Origin of the sequence: Gordonia sp. JH63 (assembly GCF_009856645.1) — a bacterium.
Lineage (GTDB): Bacteria > Actinomycetota > Actinomycetes > Mycobacteriales > Mycobacteriaceae > Gordonia > Gordonia hongkongensis.
In genome coordinates this window covers 3,688,857-3,711,486 of sequence record NZ_CP047235.1, presented here as the reverse complement: position 1 = coordinate 3,711,486, position 22,630 = coordinate 3,688,857, and the positions used below count along the sequence as shown (strand labels likewise).

Here is a 22,630-nt window from a genome sequence, read left to right as displayed (position 1 = left end):
CGGGCATCTCATTTTCGTGGTGACGGTCACACCGATACCCTCGAAGGGCGATGCGGCACCGACGACACCGGTGCCCTCACCGACGACGGCGAAGGGATGGCCATGGGCCGGTACATCGAAGCGTTCACACGGGCAGCCGACGATCGGGAGGCGTTCTGGCTCGACGCCGCCACCGGCGTCGAATGGATCACCCCACCCACCTCCGCACTCGACGACTCGGCCGCCCCGCTCTACCGCTGGTTCCCGGACGCGACGCTGAACACCTGCGCCAACGCCCTTGATCGCCATGTGTCGGCGGGACACGGCGACCGGACCGCGTTGATCTGGGATTCGGCGATGGTGGGCGAGGTCCGTCGGTACTCCTACGCCGAACTGCTCGACGAGGTCTCGCGATTCGCCGGTGTCCTCTCCGAGCAGGGGATCGGTTACGGCGATCGCGTTGTGATCTACATGCCGATGATCCCCGAGGCGGCCGTCGCGATGCTGGCGTGCGCGCGGATCGGCGCGGTGCACTCGGTGGTGTTCGGTGGGTTCGCCGCCCGTGAGCTCGCGACCCGTATCGACGACGCCGAGCCCGTCGCCGTCCTCACCGCCTCAGGCGGTCTGGAACCGGGCCGGGTCGTCGAGTATCTGCCGATGGTGGCCAAGGCCATCGAGTTGTCGGCGACGCCCCCGCGCGTCGTCATCGTCAAGGACCGTCCCGAGATCGGCGGTGTCGCAGCGGATCACGAGGGTTGGCTCGACTGGGACGACGTGCTCGCCGGTGCCGATCCGGTCGAGCCGGTTCCGGTCGAGGCCACGGACCCGCTGTACATCCTCTACACCTCGGGGACCACCGGGAAGCCCAAGGGCGTCGTCCGCGACAACGGCGGGCATGCGGTGGCCCTGACATGGTCGATGGCGAACATCTACGACATCTCTGCCGGCGACGTGTGGTGGACCGCCTCGGATGTGGGGTGGGTCGTCGGACACTCCTACATCGTGTACGGGCCCCTCCTCGTCGGAGCGACATCGGTGATGTACGAGGGAAAGCCGGTCGGTACCCCGGACGCGGGCGCGTTCTGGCGTGTCATCGGTGAACACGGGGTGAAGGCGTTGTTCACCGCACCCACCGCGATCCGCGCCATCCGCAAGGCGGACCCGGACGCCACCGAACTGAGCAAGTACGACGTGTCCTCGCTCGAGACGTTGTTCGCGGCGGGCGAGCGACTCGACCCGGACACGTTCACGTGGGCCTCGGAGGTGCTCGGTGTCCCGGTCGTGGACCACTGGTGGCAGACCGAGACCGGTTGGGCGATCGCGGCGAATCTCCGTGGGCTGGAGCCGATGCCGATCAAGGCGGGCTCGCCGACGGTCGCCGTTCCCGGCTACCGCGTGGGCGTCGTCGACGCCGAGGGCAATTCGCTGGACCCGGGCGAGGAGGGCAACATCGTCATCGGTCTGCCGCTGCCGCCCGGAACCCTCGCAGGGTTGTGGCGCGACGAGGAGCGGTACCGCAAGTCGTATCTGTCGGCGTTCGACGGCTTCTACCTGACCGGTGACTCCGGCTACGTCGATGCCGACGGTTACGTGTTCGTTCTCGGCCGGTCCGACGACGTGATCAACGTTGCCGGACACCGGCTCTCGACGGGCAGTATCGAGGCGGTGGTGGCGTCGCACCCGGCGGTGGCCGAGTGCGCGGTCATCGGCATCCACGACGAACTGAAGGGCCAGCGTCCCAGCGGGTACGTGGTGCTCAAGTCCGGCGTCGACATCGACGCCGAGACTCTGCGCACCGAACTCGTGGCCATGGTGCGCGACGAGATCGGGGCCGTCGCGACGTTCCGCGACGTGACGGTGGTGCCGGCGCTGCCGAAGACACGGTCGGGCAAGATCCTCCGGAAGACCATGCGACAGATCGCCGACCACGAGGAGTACACCGTGCCCTCCACCATCGAGGACCCCGATGTCCTGACCGCGCTGGCCGCACAACTCGAGGGCTGAGTCGATGCTCGATGGTGTGCTTCGCACCGCGATCCGGCTGGTGCCGTTCGTCGGGCTGGTCGGCGCGATCATCACCACGATCGTCGACGTGTCGACCCCGGGTGGTGACCTGGGCCGGGATCTGCTCGAGAACTCCGTGTTGTGGATGATCGGTGTCCAGGGATGGATGACCGGGTGCGGCCACATGTTCTTCGGCGAGCCGATCGCCGAGTCGATCGGGTGGCCCCCGAAGACGCCGTGGCAATGGGAGGTCGGGCTCGCCAGCCTGGCGACGGGTGTCTTGGGCGTGATCGCATCGGGTTTCGGTGACGAATTCACCCTTGCCACCATCATCGCGTTCTCGGTGTTCTACCTGGGCGCCGCGGTCGGGCACGTACGGGAGATGGTGACCCGGCGTAATTTCAAGGCGGGCAACGCCGGTCCCATCTTCTTCTTCGACGTGCTGGTACCGATCTACCTGATCGTGTTGTACGCGTCGGTCACGTAGCGGAGACTTGGCGCGTGCACCGAGACGAGCACCGCGAACTCCCGGTCGATCCGGACGAACGCCCTGTGCACCTGCGTGTGCAGGCCGTCGCCTGGGTGTTCGCCGGCGGGATTCTCGGCACCGGGCTCCGGCTGTGGGCCGAGAACTCGTTCCCGGCCGTCGAAGGGCAGTGGCCCTGGGCCACTTTCGGGGTGAACGTCGCCGGCGCGTTCGTGCTGGGAGCGTTGCTCGAGTTGCTGATGCGTTCGGGACCCGACGACGGATGGCGCCAGCGCATCCGTCTCTTCGGCGGCACCGGCATCTGCGGGGCGCTGACCACCTACAGCACCTTCGCGCTGGAGATCACCGAACTGACACGGGCTTCGGCGGTCGTGACCGCAACCATGTATGCGGTGCTGAGCGTGGTGCTGGGGGTTCTCGCGGCGGGTTGCGGGATCGCAGTCGCATCGACGATCGCCGGGCGGAGGGAACGGTCGTGATCGCGTTCGCCGTGATGGTGGCGGGAGCGCTCGGTGCCGTCACCCGGTTCGTCGTCGACGGAGCGATTCGACACCGATGGCCGTCGACGACGCCCTGGGGCACCTTCGCGATCAACGTCAGCGGGTCGGCACTGTTGGGTGTGCTCGCCGGTCTCGTCGTCTTCCACGGGGCGCCGCACGACTGGCAGCTGGTCCTCGGGACCGGATTCTGCGGTGGCTACACGACTTTCAGCACGGCTGCGTTCGAGACGGTGCGGCTGGGGCAGCAGGAGGACAGGTGGCGGTCCGCCGCGTACGCCGTCGGAACGCTCGTCGCGTCGGTGTTCGCGTGCGCGGCCGCCGTGTGGGTGGTGTGGCTCGTCTGATCGCCGGCCCACGAACGACTCGGCCCCGCAACGGAAGCTCCGTCGCGGGGCCGAGAGGCGTTGTGTCAGATGATCACTTGAGTTCGGCGCTGCTCTTGTTCAGCACCCGCCGGGCGATGATCAGATTCTGGATCTGCTGGGTCCCCTCGAAGATGTCGAGGATCTTGGAGTCGCGTGCCCATTTCTCCACCAGCAACCGCTCCGAGTAGCCGAGGGTGCCGGTGAGTTCGACGACCTTGTTGGTGACGTCGGTGGCGGTGCGGCCCGCCTTCGCCTTCGACATCGACGCCTCGGTCGAGTTCGGCTGCTTGTTGTCGGCCATCCAGGCGGCCCGCATGGTGTGCAGGTATGCGGCCTCGAAATCAGCCTCCATGCGCAGGAATTCGGCAGCGGCGGCGTGCTGGTCGGCGGCAGGCCGATCATAGTCGACCTCGATGCCGGCCTCGTCGAGAATCGCGCGCAGTTCCTCGAGCGCGGCACGGGTCACGCCGACGGCCATGCCGGCCACCAGCGGGCGGGTGTTGTCGAAGGTCTGCATGACCCCGCCGAAGCCCTTCTTGGTGTCGACCTCGGGTGAGCCGAGCAGGTTCTCCTTCGGGATCCGGCAGTTCTCGAAGCGGATCGCCGCAGTGTCGGAGACCTTGATACCCAGCTTGTGCTCGAGGCGTTCGACGGTGACACCCGGATGGGTACGCGGCACCACGAAGCTCTTGATGGCGGCGCGGCCGGCGCTCTTGTCGACGGTCGCCCAGACGACGATGTGGGTGGCGCGCGATCCCGCTGTCACGTAGATCTTCTCGCCGTTGATGACGTACTCGTCGCCGTCGAGGGTGGCGGTGGTCGACACGGCGGCCGAATCGGAGCCGAAGCCGGGCTCGGTGATGGCCATGGCCGCCCACACCTTGCCGAAGCGCTCGAGCTGCTCATCGGTCGCCACCGCGGCGATCGCCGAGTTCCCCAGTCCCTGATAGGGAATCGAGAGCATGAGGCCGACATCGCCCCAGGAGGTCTCCATCACGTTGACGACGGACTGCATGTTGCCGCCGTTGACCACGGCGCCCTCGGCCTTGGGCTTGTCTTTCTTCTGTTGGCTACGTCCGCCGTCGGCGCCCGCACCGGCCTGCCCGGTCTCGGACAGACCGTCGTACAGGCTGGCGAGGGTGTCGAGCTCGACGGGGTAGTCGTGCTCGCGCAGGTCGTACTTGCGCGAGATGGGCCGGAAGATCTCCGCGGCCGCCTGATGGGCCTGGTCGACGGTGACGCGCAGCTTCTTCGGGAGTTCGAGATTGATGCTCATCAGAGGTTCTTTCGCTACGTTCGCACAACGCGGTCAGAGGACGACGATGCCTTCGCCGATGCCGGCACCGCGGAGATCGCGGTACCAACGCTCGACGGGGTGTTCCTTGGTGAAGCCGTGGCCGCCGAGCAGCTGGACGCCGTCGAGGCCGATCTGCAGCCCCTTGTCGATGGTCAGCTTGCGCGCCAGCGCGGCTTCGCGGGCGAAGGACAGACCCTGCTCGGCACGCGCGGCACCGCGCAGCGTGACGAGGCGGATCGAGTCGACCTCGGTCGCCATCGTGGCGACCATGAAGGCCACCGCCTGACGGTTGGAGATCGGCTCGCCGAACGCCTCGCGCTCGTTCACATACGGGATTACGTAGTCGAGGACGGCGCGCGCGGTGCCCGCGGCCAGCGCCGACCAGCCCAGCCGGGACAGGCGAACGACGTCGCGGTACGCCGACGTCGCGGCGTCGGCCTCGCCGCCGATGATGGCGGTCGCCGGTACGGCGACGTCCTGCAACAGCAGACGACCCATGCCCGCGGCGCGCACGCCCATGCCCGGGTCGGCCTCGACGATCAGACCCTTGCTGTCGGATTCGACGATGAAGAGGGCCGGCTTGCCGTCGAGCTGGGCGCCGACGATGAACAGTTCCGACGAGCCGGCAGCCGGGACGAAGGACTTGACACCATTGAGACGGAACCCGCTCGGCACGCGAGTTGCCTTGGTGCTCAACGAGAAGGCGTCGAACAGCGGACGCGGCTCGGCGATGACGACCGCCGACTGGGGCACGTTCTCCCCGGCGAAGTCGGGCAGGTAGGTGCGCTGCTGCTCGTCGGTACCGAAGTTGGTCAGGGTGGTGGCCACGCCACTCGGCGCGAGGAGCGGAAGTGCCAGGCCCATGTCGCCGTAGGCCATCGCCTCGGCGACGAGCGCGTTGGTGACGACCCCGCGCTCGGAGGCGGCGCCCTCGAACTCCTCGGGGACGTTGATCATGGTGATGCCGAGCTCGGCGGACCGCTTGACCAGGTCTTCGGGGGCCGCCGCGGCGGCGTCGGCGTCGTGTGCGGCCGGACGCAGGAGCTCGGTGGCGAACTCCTTCACCGTCTCGGCGATCATCTGCTGTTCGTCGTCGGGGGTGAGGTTGAAGTAGTCCTTGGGCGTGCTGGTGAGACGCTTGGCCTGGCCGGAGCCGCCGTCCTGAGCGGCCTTGAACGCGCGGTTCGCCGCCCCGAGGGTCTGGAAACCGGTCTTGGTGCCCTGGTAGGCGATGCGGTTGATGGGTTCGCGGATCTTGTACTTCTCGGCGAACTCGGAACCCGTCACCGTGGTCAGGACGCGCATCGCGGTGCCGATGAAGTTGCGCGGGTGCGGGTTGCGGCCGACTGCGGAGGTGTCGCGCGGTTCGGTGTGGGTTGTCATGATCACCAGCCGTTTCTTTCCAGTCGCCCCGGTGGGGGTCTGTGCGTGGATCCACGTGTGGGTGGAGGGTCGATGCGACCTATCTTACTCGGTAGTAAGTCCATACCTTACTTCGGAGTAAGAAGTTTGTCACGCACTTGCCCGCCACCACCGTTCCGCATACCCGCTAGGCTGGCCGCATGACCCTCGATCACCGCCGCGAACAGGGCTTATCAGGCACTCAGGTGGTGGGCGCGACGACCGTCGCGGTGGTCGGTGCCGCCGCGCTCGGCGCCGCGTGTGTGTTCAGTCCGAGTGGTGTGGAGAGCGGACCGCCGCTGTGTCCGTTCGCGGTGATGACCGGCCTTCCGTGTCCCGGCTGCGGACTCACCCGGAGCTGGGTTGCGTTCATGCACGGCGACGTCGGGTCCGCGTTCACGTTCAATGCCTTCGGTCCGGTGTTCCTGCTGCTGACCGCGGTGACCGTCGTCGCGGCGACGGTCACCCTGGTGCGCCGTCGCGGGGCGCCGCTCGCCGGTTGGCGCGACCGCGTGCTCGGACCCGTCGGTGCCGTCCTGCTGGGGGTGTGGCTGACCTACGGTTTCGTGCGAATCCTCGACGCCGCGTTCGGGTGGGGCTTCTTCCCGGTCGTCGTCTGAACGGGCAGAGTGGAGTCATGCAGATCACCCACTTCGGCCATTCCTGTCTGCTCGTCGAGATCGACGGGACGAAGGTGCTCTTCGACCCGGGGAACTTCTCGCACGGGTTCGACGGCATCGACGATCTCGACGCGATCCTGATCACCCACCAGCATCCCGACCACTGCGACGTCGCGAAGCTGCCTGACCTCGTCGCCGCGAACCCCGACGCGATCCTCTACGCCGATCCCCAGACGACCAAGCAGCTCAACGACGACGACGTGGCCGGCGCGTGGACGGCCGCCCGCAGCGGCGACCAGATCGAGATCGGTTCGCTCACCGCGCGTTTCACCGGCGGCCGGCATGCCGTCATCCATCCCGAGATCCCGGTCATCGACAACGTCGCCTATGTCCTCGGGACCGCCGACCGGCCGGGCCAATTCATGCATCCGGGGGACTCGTTCTACATCCCGTTCGAGCATGTCGACGTCCTGGCGCTGCCGTCGGCCGCGCCGTGGATGAAACTCAGCGAGTCGGTCGACTACCTGCGGGCGATGGCGCCGCGCGTCGCCGTCCCCATCCATCAGGCGGTCCTGTCCGACGCCGGCAGCGGTATCCACTACGGGCGACTCGCGGACATGAAGGACGACGCGACCGAGTTCACGGTGCTGGAGAAGGAGAGCGCCACACAAGTGTGAGTGGCCGGGAGGTGGCTTCGACTCGGTTCGTCGCTGCGCTCCTCACCGGCTCAACCAGCGGGGGGGGGGCGTGCGAGCGGGCTCCCTCCGGTCCCTGAGGAGCGAGCTTGCGAGCGTCACGAAGGGTCGACGCGCAGCGTCCCCAGCACCTCGTCGTGCAGCAGTCCGTTGCTGGCGATCGCACTGCCGCCGGTGGGTCCGGGCGTGCCGTCGAGGGCGGTGAAGCGTCCGCCCGCCTCGCGGACCAGGATGTCGAGCGGCGCCAGGTCCCACAGCGAGACCTCGGGTTCGGCGGTCACGTCGACCGCGCCCTCGGCGACGAGGCAGTAGTTGAAGAAGTCGCCGTAGCCGCGTACGCGCCACACCCGGTCGGTGAGGTCGATGAACTCTCCCCGGATGCCGCGATCGGCCCAGCCGGACAGGCTCGAGAATGCGAGGCTCGCCGACCCGAGGTCGGCCACTCCCGACACCGACAGGCGTCGGACGTCCTCGTCGTTGAAACGCACGTGCGCACCGAGACCTGTTGCCGCCCACCAGCGTCGGCGAAGTGCCGGTGCCGAGACAACCCCGACCGTGGGTACGCCGTCGATGAGGAGTGCGATCAGCGTGGCCCATACCGGGACGCCGCGGACGAAGTTCTTGGTCCCGTCGATGGGATCGACGACCCACTGCCGCCCGGAGAGCACGGCGTCGCCGCCGAACTCCTCACCGAGCACGGTGTCGGCAGGGCGACGGGCCGAAAGGCGTTCGCGGATCAGGGTTTCGCACGCCAGGTCGGCATCGGACACCGGTGTGAGATCCGGCTTGTCGTCCACCTTCAGATCCACGGCGCCGAAGCGGTCCATGGTGAGCGCGTCGGCGGAGTCGGCGAGGGAGAGCGCGAGCTCGAGGTCATCGCTGAACGTCGTCGGACCGGGAGGGACGGACATGCCCGGTAGGGTAGCTGTCATGTTGCTGACCGTGACGTTCACCCTGTTGATCGCGGCTCTCGTGGTGGTGCTGGTGGTGCAGTGGCAGCGCGGCCGCAACCCGCAGCCGATGTCGGCGGCCAAGGCCTCCCAGTTCGTGCAGGGCACGTTCACGGTCGTCGGGGTCTCCGACCGCGACGACGAGCCGACCAAGAGCGCGGCCGACAAGGACGGAAACCGGTTCTGCACCATCTCCGGGACGATCGTCGGTCCCGAGACCAGTCCGACCGAGGTGTACGGGACGCTCGTACTGGGCGCGGGCGACCCCTGGCCGCAGGTCGGCGACGATCTGCCGGTCCTCTACAAACCGCAGAAGGCCGCGACGTCGTGGCGGTTCGGGGTGATGCCCGAAGCCGGTCCCGGCCCTCTGTAGATCCGCCGGCCGCTGACGCGCCCGACTGTCGGTACTCTGGATAACCGTGCATCCCGACGTGACCGCAGACCTCGACTCCCTCGACGCCACCTTGACCACCGTGGAGAAGGTGCTCGATCTCGAGGAGCTGCGTCGTCGCATCGACGAACTCGAGATGCAGGCGTCGGACCCGGACCTGTGGAACGACCAGGACCACGCCCAGAAGGTGACCAGCGAGCTCTCGCACGCGCAGTCGGAGTTCCGCAAGGTCTCCGAGTTGCGCCAGCGCCTCGAGGATCTACCCGTGCTCTACGAGCTCGCCGAGGCCGAAGAGGGTGACGACAAGACGGCTGCGCTGGCCGACGCCGATGCCGAACGTGAGAGCCTGCGGACCGACATCGAGGCGATGGAGGTCAAGACGATGCTCGCCGGCGAGTACGACTCGCGCGACGCCGTCGTGAACATCCGCTCCGGCGCGGGCGGCGTCGACGCGGCGGACTGGGCGCAGATGCTGATGCGCATGTACATCCGCTGGGCCGAGCAGAAGGGCTACGGCGTCGAGGTCTACGACACCTCCTACGCCGAAGAAGCGGGCCTCAAGAGCGCGACCTTCGCGGTGAAGGCCCCGTACATGTACGGCACGCTGTCGGTCGAGCAGGGCACCCACCGGCTCGTGCGTATCAGCCCGTTCGACAACCAGAGCCGCCGTCAGACATCGTTCGCCGAGGTCGAGGTGTTGCCAGTGGTGGAGACCACCGACCACATCGACGTCGACGAGAACGACATCAAGGTCGACGTGTACCGCTCGTCGGGCCCCGGCGGGCAGTCGGTCAACACGACCGACTCCGCGGTCCGGCTGACCCACATCCCCACCGGCATCGTCGTGACCTGTCAGAACGAGAAGAGTCAGCTACAGAACAAGGCGTCGGCCATGCGCGTGCTGCAGGCCAAGCTGCTCGACCGCAAGCGCCAGGAGGAGCGCGCCGAACTCGACGCACTGAAGGGTGACGGTGGTTCGAGCTGGGGCAACCAGATGCGCTCCTACGTGCTGCACCCGTATCAGATGGTGAAAGACCTGCGGACCGGCGTCGAGGACAACAATCCGACGTCGGTGCTCGACGGGGAGCTGGACAAGTTCATCGAGGCCGGGATCCGCTGGCGGATGGCGACCGCCGAAGCGTGATCGCCTCACCCGCCGCCCTCGTGCTGGCCGCTGAGCCGAGCCCGACCGAACTGCTCCTCGGTCGGGTCTACGTCTGGCTGGTCACCAGCGGCCTGGAGATCGTGATCTGGATTCTGGGCGCGGTCCTGCTGGCCCGCCTGATCCGCTGGTTCGCCGACAAATACGCCTCGCGCGTGGATTCGCGGTTCTCGACCAGCGATCTCATCGTGCAGACCGAAGACGCCAAGCATCGTCGGGCGCTGGTCGACGTCGTCGCCTGGACGCTGATCGTGGTGATCGCGATCATCGTGATCATCCACACGCTGTCGGTGTTCGGAATCCCGTTGAGCGGGTTGACCGGTCCGACCGCCGTGATCGGTGCCGCCCTCGGCTTCGGCGCGCAGCGCATCGTGCAGGACATCCTCGCCGGGTTCTTCGTGGTCGCCGAGAAGCAGTACGGCTACGGCGACGTGGTCAATCTGACCGTCACGGGCAATGCGCCGGCCGAGGGGACCGTGGAAGACGTGACCCTGCGGGTGACCAAGCTGCGTACCGCGGAAGGTGAGGTCATCACCGTTCCGAACGGTCAGATCGTCAAGGCGACCAACCTGTCCAAGGACTGGGCGCGCGCCGTCGTCGACGTGCCGGTCCCGTCCGAGGCCGACATCGGGCTCGTCAACGACACACTCGACCGGGTCGGCCGAGAGTTCTACGCGCTGCCGCGATGGCATGACCTGCTGCTCGACGCGCCGTCGTCGCTCGGGGTCATCAGCCTCGAGCTCGACGCGATCACCGTGCGCATGGTGACCCGGACACTGCCGGGCAAGCAGTTCGAGGTCGGGCGTGCGCTGCGCGTCCACATCATCCGGGCGTTGGCGCGGGAGGGGATCAACGTGCCCGCCCGCGAGGTCCGTTCCGCGGGCGGACCACCCGCGACGCACGCCGACCAGGGCAATCGGGACGGGGGAGACTGATGGCGGACTCGAACATCCCGGGACACAACACGCCTGGCCGCGACGGGCCCGGCAAACACTCCGGCCGACCCGTCCCCGGCGCGGACGACCCGACACAGATCATCCCGACGCAGGGGATTCCCGCGCAGGGGGCTCCCACGCAGAGCGACCCCATTCAGGGTGATCCCACCCAGAGCATCCCCCCGCAGGACCCGCCACCGCAGGAGTCGCCGGACCGCTCCGACGACAGGCGGCGGCGGTTCGACTGGGGGCACGTGGCGCGGACCCGGATCCGGACCAGCACCGCGATTCTCGTCGCCGTGTTCCTGGCGTGTTGCGTGCTCTACGGGTACACCTCGCAGCGCTACGGCGTCGTCGCACCGGCACCAGCTCGGCCCGCCCCGACGACATCGCAGACGGTGGAGCCGACGTACGAGGCGCCGCCTTCCACGTCGTCGACGACGACCACCACCGAATCGTCGACCACCGACACCACCGGTGGCGTCGACGGAACCGAGGGCTCGTCGACGGACGGGACACAGACGCAGACCCCGAGCACCAGCCGCGACACCATCCCGGGACTGCCGGGCCTCCCGTTCCCGAATTTCGGCGGACAGACGCCGACCACCACGGTCCCGACACGCTGACCCGGCGGGGAACTCCCTGGTCAGGCGGGTGGCTGAGCTGGGGCGTCGCGCCTGAACGCACTCTCAGGAGTCGTCGTTACACTGGCACATCGTGATCAAGCTGGAGAACGTCACGATGCAGTACAAGGCGTCCAGTCGACCCGCTCTGCGAGATCTGAGCTTCGAGGTCGACAAGGGGGAGTTCGCGTTCCTGATCGGTCCGTCGGGATCGGGTAAGTCGACGTTCTTCCGTCTGCTCCTCAAGGAGGACCGCCCGACGAGCGGCGAGGTGTACCTCGGGGAGTTCCACGTCAACCGACTGAAGGCGCGCAGCGTGCCGAAGCTGCGGCAGTCGATCGGGTGTGTGTTCCAGGACTTTCGTCTGCTCCAGAAGAAGACGGTGGCCGAGAATGTCGCGTTCGCGCTCGAGGTGATCGGCCGGCCTCGCTCCACCATCCAGCGGGTGGTGCCGGAGGTGCTCGAGTACGTCGGCCTCGAAGGCAAGCACGATCGCATGCCGAACGAGTTGTCCGGCGGCGAGATGCAGCGCGTGGCCATCGCCCGCGCCATCGTGAACCGTCCGCTGGTGCTCCTGGCCGACGAGCCCACCGGCAACCTCGATCCCGAGACCAGCGAGGAGATCGTCGACGTCCTCGACCGGGTCAACCGCCGCGGCACCACGGTGGTGATGGCCACCCACGACCGCCACATCGTCGACGCAATGCGACGACGGGTTCTCGAGTTCGACAGCGGCCAACTCGTCCGCAACGACCCGCAGGGTGTGTACGGAATCGGCTGACGCGCAGCCCGACCCGACACACTTCCCCGAGACCCAAGGACTGTCTGAGCAGACATGCGAGCGAATTTCATCATCAGCGAGGTTCTCCACGGACTCCGCCGCAACGCGACCATGACCATCGCGATGATCATCACCACCGCGATCACGCTGGGAATGTTCGGCGGTGGGCTCCTGGTGATCCAGATGGCGGACAAGAGTCAGCAGATCTTCCTCGACCGGGTGGAGATGGAGTTCTATCTCAATCCCGAGGTGACCGAACGTGATCCGCAGTGCGAGTCCGACCCGTGCGCCCAACTTCGCCGCGGGCTCGAGAACGAACCCGGCGTCACCTCGGTGACCTACCTCGACAAGGACGAGGCCTTCAAACGCGCGAAGGAGATCTTCGCGAACAACCCCGATCTCGCCGAGAACATCGTCGAGGGCACGTTGCCGGCCTCGCTGCGTGTGCGGGTGTCCGATCCCGGCCAGTTCGACGCGGTGCTCACCAAGTACGCGACGCGGAAAGATCTGGGGGTGGACGCCTTCAAGGACGACCGTAAGCTCGTGCAGCGGATCTTCAGCGTCCTCGACGGCGTCCGCAACGCGACCTTCGCCATCGCTTCGGTCCTGGCGATCGCCGCCATCCTGTTGATCATCAACACGGTTCAGGTCGCGGCGTTCACCAGACGGACCGAGGTGTCGATCATGCGCCTCGTCGGCGCGACCCGCTGGTACACCCAGTTACCGTTCCTACTCGAGGCGGTGGTGTCGGCCTTTGTCGGCTCGATGCTGGCCATCGGCGGTCTGCTGCTGGCCAAGAAGTTCTTCTTCGACAACGCGTTACGCGAGTTGTACGGGGTCAGCTTCTTCGCCCGGATCGAGCTGACCGACGTACTGTTCGTCGCACCGTGGCTGGTGCTCGGCGGAATTGTGTTGGCGGGTGCGACCGCGTATGTCACGCTTCGTGTCTATGTCCGGGAATGATCGGTCCGTCCGGGCGGTTCGGATTGTCGGCGATCAGCAACCGGTCGGTCACCAACAGGGCGATCGACCACACTACGAGGAGGTGAGTGCATGCCGAAGGAAATGGGACGCAATGTGATCGCGTCCAACCGCAAGGCGCGGCACAACTACGCCATCCTCGACGTCTACGAGGCCGGCGTCGTCCTGGTCGGAACCGAGGTGAAAAGCCTGCGGGCGGGCAAGGCCTCGCTGGTCGACGCGTTCGCGACGATCGACGACGGCGAGGTGTGGCTTCATGCCCTGCACATCGCCGAGTACGGCAACGGCTCCTGGACCAACCACTCGGTCCGCCGCAAGCGCAAACTGCTGATGCACCGACGCGAGATCGACAACCTCGTCGGCAAGATCCGCGACGGCAACCTCACGCTGGTGCCGCTGTCGATGTACTTCAACGACGGCAAGGTGAAGGTCGAGCTCGCGCTGGCCCGCGGCAAGCAGGCGCACGACAAGCGCCAGGACATCGCCAAGCGGACCGCCCAGCGTGAGGTCGAACGTGAGGTCGGCCGCCGCGTGAAGGGCATGGGCTGACTCACGCGCCGGTGTCGGCCTGACCCTGTTGCTCAGTCGGCGTTCCCGGCGACGTGTTCGGTCCGTTTTGGTCGTCGGACTCGGAGCCGCTCTCGCCGTCCTGGTTCTGTCGGCCCGGCAGGCCGCCCATCCCGGGCCCACCCATCTGCGGTCCACCCATCTGAGGACCACCGCCCATTCCGGGCCCGTTGCCGCTCTGCTGCCAGACCGCTGCCGGCGACGGCCGCTCGGGCGTCGTGTTGTCCCCGGTGATGTAGCCGGCGCCGAAGCCGAGTGCGCCCGCGACGATGGCCAGCCCGGCTGCACCGGCGATCAGGGCCGACCGGGCCGGTGCGGTCTTCGGGGCCACCGGGCTCGGTTCGCCGACCGGGCCGCGTGAATCGGGTGAGTTGCCCGCGCCGATGGACTCGTGGGAGTTCGCTCCCGGGGTCGGCGCCGGGCCGATGGGCGTGGTCGCGGCGTCGTCGGATGTCGTGGTGCCGGCGGGGCCGGGGAGGTGCGGTCGGGGTCGTGTCCGCCAGGGGTCGGGGGCGTCATGCGGTCTCGCTCTCGTCGGTCGGCCGAGTCCGTCCTCGGCTCACGAGGTCTCCACGATCCCGGCGGTGTCTTGGCCAGGCCTGGCGGTGGGCTGTGAATGAGCTGGCAGCTCGGCGACTCCGCCGTTCGCGCGGGTCGTCGGGGTCACGCGGCGCGGTCTGAACCGGTCAACTCCGTCCGGTGCATGGTCGACACGTCGGCTCTGGGTCGATAGGTGTACTCGTAGCGCTCGATGTCGGTTCGTCGGAGGAGTGGTGTCAGTGGATCGGCGGACACGATGTCGCCGCCGGAGATCCGCGACCGGCGGCTGAGCTTTGATTGATGCCGGAAGCACGCGACAGACGTGATCAGGAAGACGGCCATGGCGGCGCCGAACGGCCATGCGGGCGCGGCGATGCCGCCGGCCACTGCCATCACGAACAACCCGAGGAACAGAAATCCGAGAAGCAGGATCAGATATCCGGTGAAAGCCACAGATGTCGATCGAGTTGTGTTCCGCATAGAAGAGTCCTTTCGCTGGGTGGTCCCGACCCAGATCGCTACAGTGAGTGTATCGCTACGCTACGTGTAGCGTTTCGTGGCGCGGTAGTATTCCTGCCAACGGTCGGAATCGGGATCGGCGAGGGAAACGTGAGGTGACCACGACGTGGCAGGCGGCAGCGGCCCGAAGATCGTCCGTTCGACCCTGGAGCTGCTCCGGACCCGCGGACCGGCCGGGGTCACGATCGAGAGCGTGGCAGCGCATTCCGGGGTGGCGCGTACGACGATCTATCGCCGCTACCGCAACCGGAACGAGATGCTCGGCGCAGCTCTGCTCGACGTCGCCGTCGTCGAGCCGCCTGATGCGGACCTTCCCGCAGAGGCCCGGCTGCGCTGGGTGGTGAGCCATGCGGCGTCGATGGTGCTCGACGGAATCGGTTTCGGTGGCATGGCGGCTTTGCTGACCGATTCCGATCCCGAGTTCGGCGTGCTCTTCCGGCAGGTCCTGGCGCGGCACCGTGCAGAACTCCGGGAGGTCCTCGACGCGGGGAAGCGGCAAGGTCAGTTCGCGGCGTCGATGGAGCCGGACACGCTGGTCGACGGCATCGTCGGGGCGCTTGTCGCCGAGCGCGCCCGCACCGGACTTGTCGCCGACGACTGGGAGGGCCGAACTGTCAGCGCCTTCTCACCCATGGTCTTCGCGGCGGACAGTGACCGCCGTCAGACGGCTTCGGGGAAACGGGAATGAACTCTGCGGAACGAGTTGTTAGACTGAAGTGCTCGCTGACTTCGGTCGGCGGGTCCTACTCGGGGCTGATCGGTTTCGACTTCGTGCGTCGAGATAGGGGAAGCGTGTCGGTGCAGGCTGGAGACCACCGTGAGCGTCGCAGCAACCAATTAAGCGCCGATTCCAATCAGCGCGACTACGCCCTCGCTGCCTAAGTAGCGCCGGCTAGTCTGTCGGCCCGGGTTATGCTCCCAGACCCGGTTGCCGGCATCATCCATGGGAGCTCACCGTCCTCGCCGGTCGCGGGTGAGGTCGGAACATCAAACAGCGACTGGGATCGTCATCTCGGCTTGTTCGCGTGACCGGGAGATCCGAGTAGAGACATAGCGGACTGCACACGGAGAAGCCCTAACAACACGACGGAGGACCCGGGTTCAATTCCCGGCAGCTCCACGAGAAGGCGCCCCACCGGATTCGGTGGGGCGCCTTTCGTTTCGCGCCGGCCGGTTCGCTAACCGGTACTCAGCGCATCGAGCGTCGCGCTCGCGCGATGCTTGCGTCGTCTGGTGACGACGCCGTGGGTCGGGCTGAACAGGTAGACACCGAAGAACGCGATGCCCTGGACGAGGACGACCATCCCGCCGGGGGAGGTGTCCTGGTAGTAGGAGACGTAGAGGCCGATGACCCCGCAGATCGCCGAGATCGCGGGCGCGATGACGAGCATCCGGCCGAAGCGATCGGTGAGCAGTCGGGCCGTCGCGCCGGGGATGATGAGCATCGCGACCACGAGCACGATGCCGACCACCTGCAGCGCGGTCACCGCGGTGAGGGCGAGCAGCGCGAGAAGGGCCGCGCCGAGCAGTTTCGGGCTGAGTCCGATCGCGAAAGCGTGCGTGCGGTCGAAGGCGTAGAGGGTGAAGTCGCGTCTCTTGAGCAGCAGCAAGGTCGCCACGATCGCACCCAGGATCGCGATCTGCACGAGATCCGACGTCGAGACGCCCAAGAGGTTGCCGAAGATGATGTGGTTCAGGTCGGTCTGGCTCGGCGTCACCGAGATCAGCACCAGGCCGAACGCGAACAGGGTCGTGAAGACGATGCCGATGGCGGCGTCCTCCTTGACCCGGCCGCCGTCGCGGACAGCGCCGATCAGTGCCACCGCCAGGAAGCCGAAGATCACCGCGCCGATGGCGAACGGCACGCCGACGATGTAGGCGAGGACCACGCCCGGCAGCACCGCGTGCGAGACCGCGTCACCCATCAGCGACCAGCCGATCAGCACGAGCCAGCACGACAACAGCGCACACACGACCGAGGCGATCAGCGTCGCCCACAGGGCACGCGTCATGAACGCGTAGGCGAACGGGTCGAGAAGGATGTCGACGATGTTCACGAGACCTCCTCGTGGCGGTCGGTGGTGAGGCGTTCGGACCCGACGCGTTCCGACGTCGGCCGGGCCAGTGGATCGAGCCCGAACGCGCGGACGAGGTTGTCGGTGGTGATCACCTCGGCCGGCGCGCCCTGCGCGATCACGCGGCGCATCAGCAGGATCGCCTCGTCGGCCAGCTCGGGCAGGACCTGGAGATCGTGCGTGGACACCAGGATCGTCGTCCCGGCATCGGCGAGTTCGCGTAGCAGTGCGGTGATGGTCCCCTCGGTGCGTTTGTCGACGCCGGCGAACGGTTCGTCGAGCAGCAGGATCTCGGCCTCCTGTGCGATGCCGCGGGCCACGAAGGCCCGCTTGCGCTGCCCGCCGGACAACTGGCCGATCTGGCGGTCGGCGAAGTCGGTGAGCTCGACGCGTGCGAGGGCTTCGTCGACGGCGTCGTGGTCGGCCCGCTTGGGGCGGCGCGTGAACCCGAGATGGCCGTAGCGACCCGTCATCACCACGTCACGGACCGACACCGGGAAGCTCCAGTCGATGTCCTCGGACTGCGGTACGTAACCGAGCGCGCCGGCTCGACGCGCCGCGGTGGGGGTCCGGCCGCCGAGCCGGACCGTACCGGTCGTCGGGGTCACCGACCCCGCGATCGTTTTAAACAGCGTCGACTTACCCGACCCGTTCATGCCGACGAGGCCGCACACCTGGCCGGACGGTACTCGTACCGACGCGTGGTCGAGCGCGAGGATGTCGCCGTATCGCACGGTCACGTCCGTCACCTCGATGGCGGAACCGGTTGTCGCTGAGACGTTCACGTGTTGCTCCCGGTCAGGCCCGACACGATGGTCGCGACGTCGTGGCGGATGAGGTCGAGATAGGTGGGTACGGGGCCGTCGGCCTCGGAGAGCGAGTCGACGTACAGGGTGCCGCCGAACCGGGCGTCGGTCGCGTTCACGACCTGTCGCATCGGGGCGTCGGAGACCGTGGACTCGCAGAACACGCCCGGAACGCGGTTCGCCCGGACGAAGTCGATCGTCTCGGCGACCTGTTGCGGCGTCGCCTGCTGTTCGGCGTTGACCGGCCAGATGTAGCGCTCGACGAGTCCGGCGTCGCGGGCGAGATACGAGAACGCGCCCTCGCAGGTGACGAGGGCCCGCTCGTTGGCGGGTAGTCCGGCCAGCGATGAGGTGAGATCGGTCTGTACCTGCTGGAGCTGCCGCTTGTACGCCGCCGCATTGGACTCGAAGGTGGCGGCGCCGTCGGGATCGAGCTCCGTGAACGCGCGCACCATGTTGTCGACGTAGATCTGCACATTCACCGGACTCATCCACGCATGCGGATTCGGCTTGCCCGCATAGGCATCCGACGCGATGTCGATCGGTTCGACACCCTCGCTGACAACGACGTGCCGGACATCGAGGCCGTCGACGAACTGGGCGAACCAGGCTTCGAGGTTGAGACCGTTGTCGAGGACGAGCGACGCGGTCGCGGCCCGGCGGATGTCGCCGGGAGTCGGCTCGTAGCCGTGGATCTCGGCTCCCGGCTTGGTGATCGACTCCACCTGCAGACGGTCGCCGGCGACCTCCGAGGCGATGTCGGCGAGCACGGTGAACGTGGTGAGCACGACCTTCTCGTCGGGTAGCCGACTCGACAGCGTGCATCCCGCGAGGATCGTGCACACGGCAGCAAGCAGTGCCCCGACGGTGACGAACCGGCGACGCACGAGCTTGGGCATGCCGACACTATAGTTTCGGTTCGCCGAACTTTCTAGTTCGGGGGGTACGTGCCCTGGAACAGCGTCATCGGCGTATCGCGAGGAGATGGAACTCGGCGAAGCGATGGGCGTCATCGGCACGCTTGACGGTGCGCCACTCCTCGTCGAAACCGGCATCGGCCAGGGCCGCCGCCATCCGATCCGGGTGCCAACGCCAGGCGGGCGCCACCCGATGATCGAATTCGACGATCTCGTCCACGTCGGTGGTCTGTCCCGCCACCAGCACGATGCCCCCGGAGCTCATCCGCGCGGCCCAGCCGTCGAGAATGCCGGGAACGGATGCGGGTGGCACATGGATCAGGCTGAAGCGCGCCACGATTGCGGCGACGTCGATGTCCTCGAGCTCCGTCGAGGTCAACCGTGCGTCGTCGAGAACGAAGCGTAGGTCGGCATGCGACGATCTCGCGATCCGCAGCATCTCGGCGCTCGGGTCGACGCCGATGACACCGAGACCGGCGGAGGCCAATTCCGCCGTCACACCGCCCGGTCCGCAACCCACGTCCAGCACGGTCCCGGGGATCCTGCTCCCGGGAACGTGGTCGACGAAGGACTCGATCACGCGGCGCTGCAGCGCGTTCGAGAACGGCGAGGGGAATGTCGCGGCGTACAAGTCGGCGAGGGCGTCGTAACCGGGCTGGTACCCGGCAGAGTCGTCGCCGGCACTCATGCGATCCGGACTCCGCGCGGCAGCTTGCCCGCCGGGATCCGCAGACGACGCGCCGCGGCAACGTACCCGAGGCCGCCGAGCGCCAGATAGATCCCCAGGCCGACGTACCACGAGTGGCCCATCTCGGACGTCTCATGTGCTGCTTCACGGGCGCGATGGCCGATGGGGTCGCTCCCGTCGCTGTAACCGTAGGAGATGTCGGCACATGTCCGCGGGCCGATGTACGGACCCGCCCGGACTGCCGACAGAGTCCGTGCGATCTCCTGGGCTGCCGTGCTGTCGGAGGTCCTCATCGGGTTCTGCGGCGGCGAGGAGACGGCGTCGGCCACGATGAAGAACGGGTTCGGGGCGAGGAGCCACCAGATGCGTTCGTGGTGGTGGAATTCCTCTCCTCGGGTGACCTCGCGACACGTCCAGGTGGGCGTCGGGCTCGATGGATCGGTCACCGCCGTTTCGGTGCGGACCACCGAATGCGTCTGCGCGACTGTCGGATACAGCAGGCCGAACACCACCGGTAGGCCGAGCAGGAGGAAGAAGACGGCGGCTTGCGTCAGCACCGCGGACCCTGCCGGTCGCGCCGTCACCGCGGAGAACCCGAGTCCGATCCCCGCGTAGCACGCGAAGACGAGCGCAAGGACGACCGCGCCGAGCACTCCGCGCCAGATCGACTGGGGCGCTTCGATCAGTCCCCAGATCACGTACGGTGCGGCGACGGCGACCAAGGCCATCCCCGCCACCCAACTGCCGATGAGCTTGCCGAGTGCGAGTTGCCAATTGCTGATCGCGGTGTCCTGCACCACGGCCAGGGTCGCGTCCTTGCGGTCACCGTTGATCGTGGTCGCCGCCAGGGTCGGGGCCACGATGATCCCGAGTAGCAACAGGAATCCGATCAGGAGCCCGTACAGATTCGACGCCCACCCGGCGTAGGTGCCGCCGAATGCTCCGACGGCCAGGTACATCGATCCGAAGACGGCGAGGGAGGTCACGACGAACGCGACGACGAGCGTGGCCTTCCATCTCGTCGTCCGTAGCCGTTGGCGGAGTTCGAGTTCGACGATGACCCCGACCATCCGCCACCACGACGAGAAGCGGGCCCGCGGCGAGACATCTGCTTCGTGCGTCTTGGTGGTCATCGGCGCTCCGGGTCGAGTGCGAGGTAGGCATCTTCGATGCCGGAGGACACGGGAGCGAATTCGCTGACCGCCGCACCGGAGGACACCACCTGCGCGAGGTGCCGCGCGGCAGCGGACTCGTCGTCGAAGCGAACTTCCCGCGCCTGCCCGGGCGGCTGGCCGACGAGCCGGATCCGCCACACCCCGCCGGCCGCGCCCTGCGGTGTGCGGGTCCGGCCCTCGGTCATCAGCACGACGTCGTCGACCATCTCTTCCAGTTCGGAGAGGATGTGCGAGGACACCAGGATGGCGCACCCGTCGTCGGCGAGGCGGCGCAAGTGGCCGCGCAACTCCATCCGTGACCGCGGGTCCATTCCGGATGCCGGCTCGTCGAGCAGCAGAATCCGGGGTCGGTGCACCAGGGCTCGGGCGAAGCCGAGGCGCTGTTTCTGGCCGCGCGACAGCTCGTGCGCCGGCCGTGTCGCGAAGTCGGTCAGATGGACCGACTCGAGCAGTTGAGCGGCGCGTTGCCGGGCCTGGGTGGTGGGCATCCCATAGAGCTTGGCGAACGTCGTCAGGATCTCGTGCGCCGTGAGGCTCTCCCAGGTGCCGAAGATGTCCGGCATCCACCCCGTCAGTCGACGCATGTCCGCCGGCTTCACCGGCGCGTCGTCGACCAGGATCGCGCCGGTATCGGGGGCGAGTAGGCCCGCGAGAAGCAGGAGCAGGGTGGTCTTGCCCGCCCCGTTGGGGCCGACGAGCCCGGTGATCCTGCCGGATTTGAGTTCGAGGCTCGCATCGGCGACGGCTGTGTGCCGGCCGAAGGTGCGCGAGAGCCCGGTCGCGACCAGTGACATGGCTCGACCGTAGCCGAGTGTCAGATGACCCCGGCCTCCCGCAACGCCGCGATCTCGTCTTCGGGCAGCCCGAGCAATCCGCCGTAGACGGCCTCGTTGTCGCAACCGGGGGCGGGGGGACCGGCGTTGCGGATGCCACCGGGGGTGTCGCTGAACTGTGGCACGACGCCGGGACCGAGGACGGTGCGGTGCGCACGTTCGTCGTAGTGTTCGGCGATCATCCCCCGTGCCTGCAGGTGCGGATCGGCGACCATCTCGGCGACCGAGTTCACCGGTCCGACAACGACTCCCGCGGCGCCGAGTACCTCGGTCAGCTTCTCCGGTGTGTACTGCCGCGACCATTCGCCGATCAATTCGTCGAGCTCGTCCTGGTTGCGTCCGCGCGCGGCGTGATCGACGAAGCGGTCGTCGGTCGCGAGCTCGGGTTGTCCCATCGCCGCGCACAGCCGGGCGAACACCGAATCCTGGTTGGCGGCGATGATGACGTGCGTGCCCGCACTGGTCGGGTAGAGGTTCGACGGAGCGATGCCGTCGAGCCGGGTGCCCGACGGGCCGCGGACGACGCCACCTGCGTCGTAGTCCGCGATGGCCGATTCCTGCACGGCGACACACGATTCGATGAGGGATGTGTCGACGACCTGCCCCTTGCCGGTCACCGCACGCCGGTACAGTGCCGCGAGGGCGCCCTGCGCGGCGAACATGCCGGCCAGGGTGTCGCCGAGTGACAGCGCCAGCCGGGGCGGGAGCTGTCCGGGGTAGCCGTTGAGATACCGCAGACCGCTGGCAGCCTCGGCGACGGAGGCGTACCCGGCTCGTGTCGAATCCGGGCCGGTCTGGCCGTAGCCCGAGACGCGCACCACGACGATGCCCGGGTTGCGAGCGGACAGTACATCCGGGCCGATACCGAGCCGCTCGAGCGTCCCGGGACGGAAATTCTCGACGATGATGTCGGCCCGTTCGACGAGATCGAGGAACAGCTCGCGCCCTCGGTCCGCCCGCAGATCGAGGGTCACCGCTTTCTTGTTGCGGCCGTGCACCGTCCAATAGAAGCGGTGACCGTCGACCTCCGCCTGTCCCCAGGTGCGGATCGGATCGGGCTTGCCGGGCGGTTCGATCTTGATGACGTCCGCGCCCATGTCACCCAACAGCCGTGCCGCGTGCGGTCCGGCGATGAGCGTGCCCAGTTCGAGGACGGTGACGCCGTCGAGCGGGCCGGCGGGACGGTCGCTCGTCGATCGCGGCGAGGTGTCGGTCATCCAGACAGTGTGGCCGGTCACCCGGCGTGCGCCAAGGGTCGACCCCTGCGCTCGCCGGATCGCGATGTTCGCTTGAAACAAATAGCCCCCAATGTGTCAATGGGGACGAGCTGTCGCTAGGG

General features: G+C 67.6%; 26 protein-coding genes and 1 other RNA gene. 15 read left to right on the top strand and 12 right to left on the bottom strand.

Annotated elements, in window-relative coordinates:
- Positions 1 to 102 precede the first annotated feature (102 nt).
- From GR168_RS16675 to crcB, 4 genes are read left to right on the top strand one after another with little or no spacing between them, the layout of a single operon-like run.
- Positions 103 to 1,983 carry a propionyl-CoA synthetase gene (locus tag GR168_RS16675; protein WP_159371261.1) on the top strand — a complete coding sequence of 627 codons (1,881 nt, stop codon included), beginning with the start codon at positions 103 to 105 and terminating at the stop codon, positions 1,981 to 1,983.
- 4 nt (positions 1,984 to 1,987) lie between these two features.
- Positions 1,988 to 2,470: a DUF6790 family protein gene (locus GR168_RS16670; protein WP_159371260.1), complete on the top strand. Its 483-nt coding sequence runs from the start codon at positions 1,988 to 1,990 to the stop codon at positions 2,468 to 2,470.
- A gap of 14 nt (positions 2,471 to 2,484) precedes the next feature.
- Positions 2,485 to 2,949: a CrcB family protein gene (locus tag GR168_RS16665; protein WP_159371259.1), complete on the top strand. Its 465-nt coding sequence runs from the start codon at positions 2,485 to 2,487 to the stop codon at positions 2,947 to 2,949.
- The gene (gene crcB / locus GR168_RS16660; protein WP_175404384.1) at positions 2,946 to 3,314 is read left to right on the top strand and encodes a fluoride efflux transporter CrcB; all 369 of its coding nucleotides are present in this window, start codon (positions 2,946 to 2,948) and stop codon (positions 3,312 to 3,314) included. Before GR168_RS16665 ends, crcB begins: the two co-directional genes overlap by 4 nt.
- Positions 3,315 to 3,387: 73 nt before the next feature.
- On the opposite strand, the gene GR168_RS16655 is transcribed toward crcB, so the two are convergent.
- Positions 3,388 to 4,611, bottom strand: a complete 1,224-nt coding sequence (locus tag GR168_RS16655) for an acyl-CoA dehydrogenase family protein (protein WP_068971866.1) — start codon at positions 4,609 to 4,611, stop codon at positions 3,388 to 3,390.
- Positions 4,612 to 4,644: 33 nt separating this feature from the next.
- Positions 4,645 to 6,015, bottom strand: a complete 1,371-nt coding sequence (locus GR168_RS16650; protein ID WP_159371258.1) for an acyl-CoA dehydrogenase family protein — start codon at positions 6,013 to 6,015, stop codon at positions 4,645 to 4,647.
- Between the two features lie 179 nt (positions 6,016 to 6,194).
- On the opposite strand from GR168_RS16650, the gene GR168_RS16645 reads away from it, so the two are divergent.
- Both GR168_RS16645 and GR168_RS16640 read left to right on the top strand, forming a co-directional pair.
- Positions 6,195 to 6,653, top strand: a complete 459-nt coding sequence (locus GR168_RS16645; protein ID WP_159371257.1) for a DUF2752 domain-containing protein — start codon at positions 6,195 to 6,197, stop codon at positions 6,651 to 6,653.
- Positions 6,654 to 6,670: 17 nt separating this feature from the next.
- Entirely contained in the window at positions 6,671 to 7,330 is a 660-nt protein-coding gene (locus GR168_RS16640; RefSeq protein WP_159371256.1) for an MBL fold metallo-hydrolase, read from the top strand.
- A 116-nt stretch (positions 7,331 to 7,446) separates the two neighbouring features.
- On the opposite strand, the gene hisN is transcribed toward GR168_RS16640, so the two are convergent.
- On the bottom strand, positions 7,447 to 8,259 hold the full coding sequence (gene hisN, locus GR168_RS16635; protein ID WP_159371255.1) for a histidinol-phosphatase: 813 nt from the start codon (positions 8,257 to 8,259) through the stop codon (positions 7,447 to 7,449).
- A gap of 19 nt (positions 8,260 to 8,278) precedes the next feature.
- On the opposite strand from hisN, the gene GR168_RS16630 reads away from it, so the two are divergent.
- From GR168_RS16630 to smpB, 7 genes are all read left to right on the top strand, one after another.
- A complete protein-coding gene (locus tag GR168_RS16630; RefSeq protein ID WP_159371254.1) occupies positions 8,279 to 8,671 on the top strand; it encodes a hypothetical protein in 393 nt (130 codons plus the stop codon).
- 46 nt (positions 8,672 to 8,717) lie between these two features.
- Positions 8,718 to 9,833, top strand: a complete 1,116-nt coding sequence (gene prfB, locus GR168_RS16625) for a peptide chain release factor 2 (protein WP_068971868.1) — start codon at positions 8,718 to 8,720, stop codon at positions 9,831 to 9,833.
- Positions 9,830 to 10,786, top strand: coding sequence for a mechanosensitive ion channel family protein (locus GR168_RS16620; RefSeq protein WP_159371253.1), 957 nt, complete (start codon positions 9,830 to 9,832; stop codon positions 10,784 to 10,786). Before prfB ends, GR168_RS16620 begins: the two co-directional genes overlap by 4 nt.
- The gene (locus GR168_RS16615; RefSeq protein WP_159371252.1) at positions 10,786 to 11,412 is read left to right on the top strand and encodes a hypothetical protein; all 627 of its coding nucleotides are present in this window, start codon (positions 10,786 to 10,788) and stop codon (positions 11,410 to 11,412) included. The genes GR168_RS16620 and GR168_RS16615 overlap by 1 nt, the downstream gene beginning before the upstream one ends.
- A 91-nt stretch (positions 11,413 to 11,503) precedes the next feature.
- Positions 11,504 to 12,190 (top strand): cell division ATP-binding protein FtsE, encoded by a 687-nt coding sequence (gene ftsE, locus GR168_RS16610; RefSeq protein ID WP_058253667.1) that lies wholly within the window; start codon positions 11,504 to 11,506, stop codon positions 12,188 to 12,190.
- A gap of 54 nt (positions 12,191 to 12,244) precedes the next feature.
- Complete coding sequence (ftsX, locus tag GR168_RS16605) at positions 12,245 to 13,153, top strand: permease-like cell division protein FtsX (protein WP_058253666.1); 909 nt, start codon at positions 12,245 to 12,247, stop codon at positions 13,151 to 13,153.
- 90 nt (positions 13,154 to 13,243) lie between these two features.
- The gene (smpB, locus tag GR168_RS16600; RefSeq protein WP_159371251.1) at positions 13,244 to 13,720 is read left to right on the top strand and encodes an SsrA-binding protein SmpB; all 477 of its coding nucleotides are present in this window, start codon (positions 13,244 to 13,246) and stop codon (positions 13,718 to 13,720) included.
- A 1-nt stretch (position 13,721) separates the two neighbouring features.
- Here the strand turns inward: smpB and GR168_RS16595 are convergent, their stop codons facing one another.
- Positions 13,722 to 14,069: a hypothetical protein gene (locus tag GR168_RS16595; protein WP_159371250.1), complete on the bottom strand. Its 348-nt coding sequence runs from the start codon at positions 14,067 to 14,069 to the stop codon at positions 13,722 to 13,724.
- 332 nt (positions 14,070 to 14,401) lie between these two features.
- Positions 14,402 to 14,758 carry a hypothetical protein gene (locus GR168_RS16590; RefSeq protein WP_159371249.1) on the bottom strand — a complete coding sequence of 119 codons (357 nt, stop codon included), beginning with the start codon at positions 14,756 to 14,758 and terminating at the stop codon, positions 14,402 to 14,404.
- Between the two features lie 145 nt (positions 14,759 to 14,903).
- Here GR168_RS16590 and GR168_RS16585 point away from each other — a divergent pair, with 145 nt between their 5' ends.
- Both GR168_RS16585 and ssrA read left to right on the top strand, forming a co-directional pair.
- Positions 14,904 to 15,485 carry a helix-turn-helix domain-containing protein gene (locus GR168_RS16585; RefSeq protein WP_159371248.1) on the top strand — a complete coding sequence of 194 codons (582 nt, stop codon included), beginning with the start codon at positions 14,904 to 14,906 and terminating at the stop codon, positions 15,483 to 15,485.
- Between the two features lie 61 nt (positions 15,486 to 15,546).
- Positions 15,547 to 15,920, top strand: a transfer-messenger RNA (tmRNA) gene (gene ssrA / locus GR168_RS16580).
- A 55-nt stretch (positions 15,921 to 15,975) separates the two neighbouring features.
- On the opposite strand, the gene GR168_RS16575 is transcribed toward ssrA, so the two are convergent.
- The 7 genes from GR168_RS16575 to GR168_RS16545 all read right to left on the bottom strand — a co-directional run bounded on the left by GR168_RS16575 (position 15,976) and on the right by GR168_RS16545 (position 22,508).
- Entirely contained in the window at positions 15,976 to 16,854 is an 879-nt protein-coding gene (locus tag GR168_RS16575; protein WP_159371247.1) for a metal ABC transporter permease, read from the bottom strand.
- Positions 16,851 to 17,657 (bottom strand): metal ABC transporter ATP-binding protein, encoded by an 807-nt coding sequence (locus tag GR168_RS16570; protein ID WP_159371246.1) that lies wholly within the window; start codon positions 17,655 to 17,657, stop codon positions 16,851 to 16,853. The genes GR168_RS16575 and GR168_RS16570 overlap by 4 nt, the downstream gene beginning before the upstream one ends.
- Positions 17,654 to 18,577 carry a metal ABC transporter substrate-binding protein gene (locus GR168_RS16565; RefSeq protein WP_159371245.1) on the bottom strand — a complete coding sequence of 308 codons (924 nt, stop codon included), beginning with the start codon at positions 18,575 to 18,577 and terminating at the stop codon, positions 17,654 to 17,656. Before GR168_RS16565 ends, GR168_RS16570 begins: the two co-directional genes overlap by 4 nt.
- A gap of 64 nt (positions 18,578 to 18,641) precedes the next feature.
- Positions 18,642 to 19,283: a class I SAM-dependent methyltransferase gene (locus tag GR168_RS16560; RefSeq protein ID WP_159371244.1), complete on the bottom strand. Its 642-nt coding sequence runs from the start codon at positions 19,281 to 19,283 to the stop codon at positions 18,642 to 18,644.
- On the bottom strand, positions 19,280 to 20,416 hold the full coding sequence (locus GR168_RS16555; RefSeq protein ID WP_159371243.1) for an ABC transporter permease subunit: 1,137 nt from the start codon (positions 20,414 to 20,416) through the stop codon (positions 19,280 to 19,282). Before GR168_RS16555 ends, GR168_RS16560 begins: the two co-directional genes overlap by 4 nt.
- Positions 20,413 to 21,252: an ABC transporter ATP-binding protein gene (locus GR168_RS16550; protein ID WP_159371242.1), complete on the bottom strand. Its 840-nt coding sequence runs from the start codon at positions 21,250 to 21,252 to the stop codon at positions 20,413 to 20,415. The genes GR168_RS16555 and GR168_RS16550 overlap by 4 nt, the downstream gene beginning before the upstream one ends.
- 20 nt (positions 21,253 to 21,272) lie before the next feature.
- Positions 21,273 to 22,508, bottom strand: coding sequence for a CaiB/BaiF CoA-transferase family protein (locus GR168_RS16545; protein ID WP_159371241.1), 1,236 nt, complete (start codon positions 22,506 to 22,508; stop codon positions 21,273 to 21,275).
- Between the last annotated feature and the right edge of the window lie 122 nt (positions 22,509 to 22,630).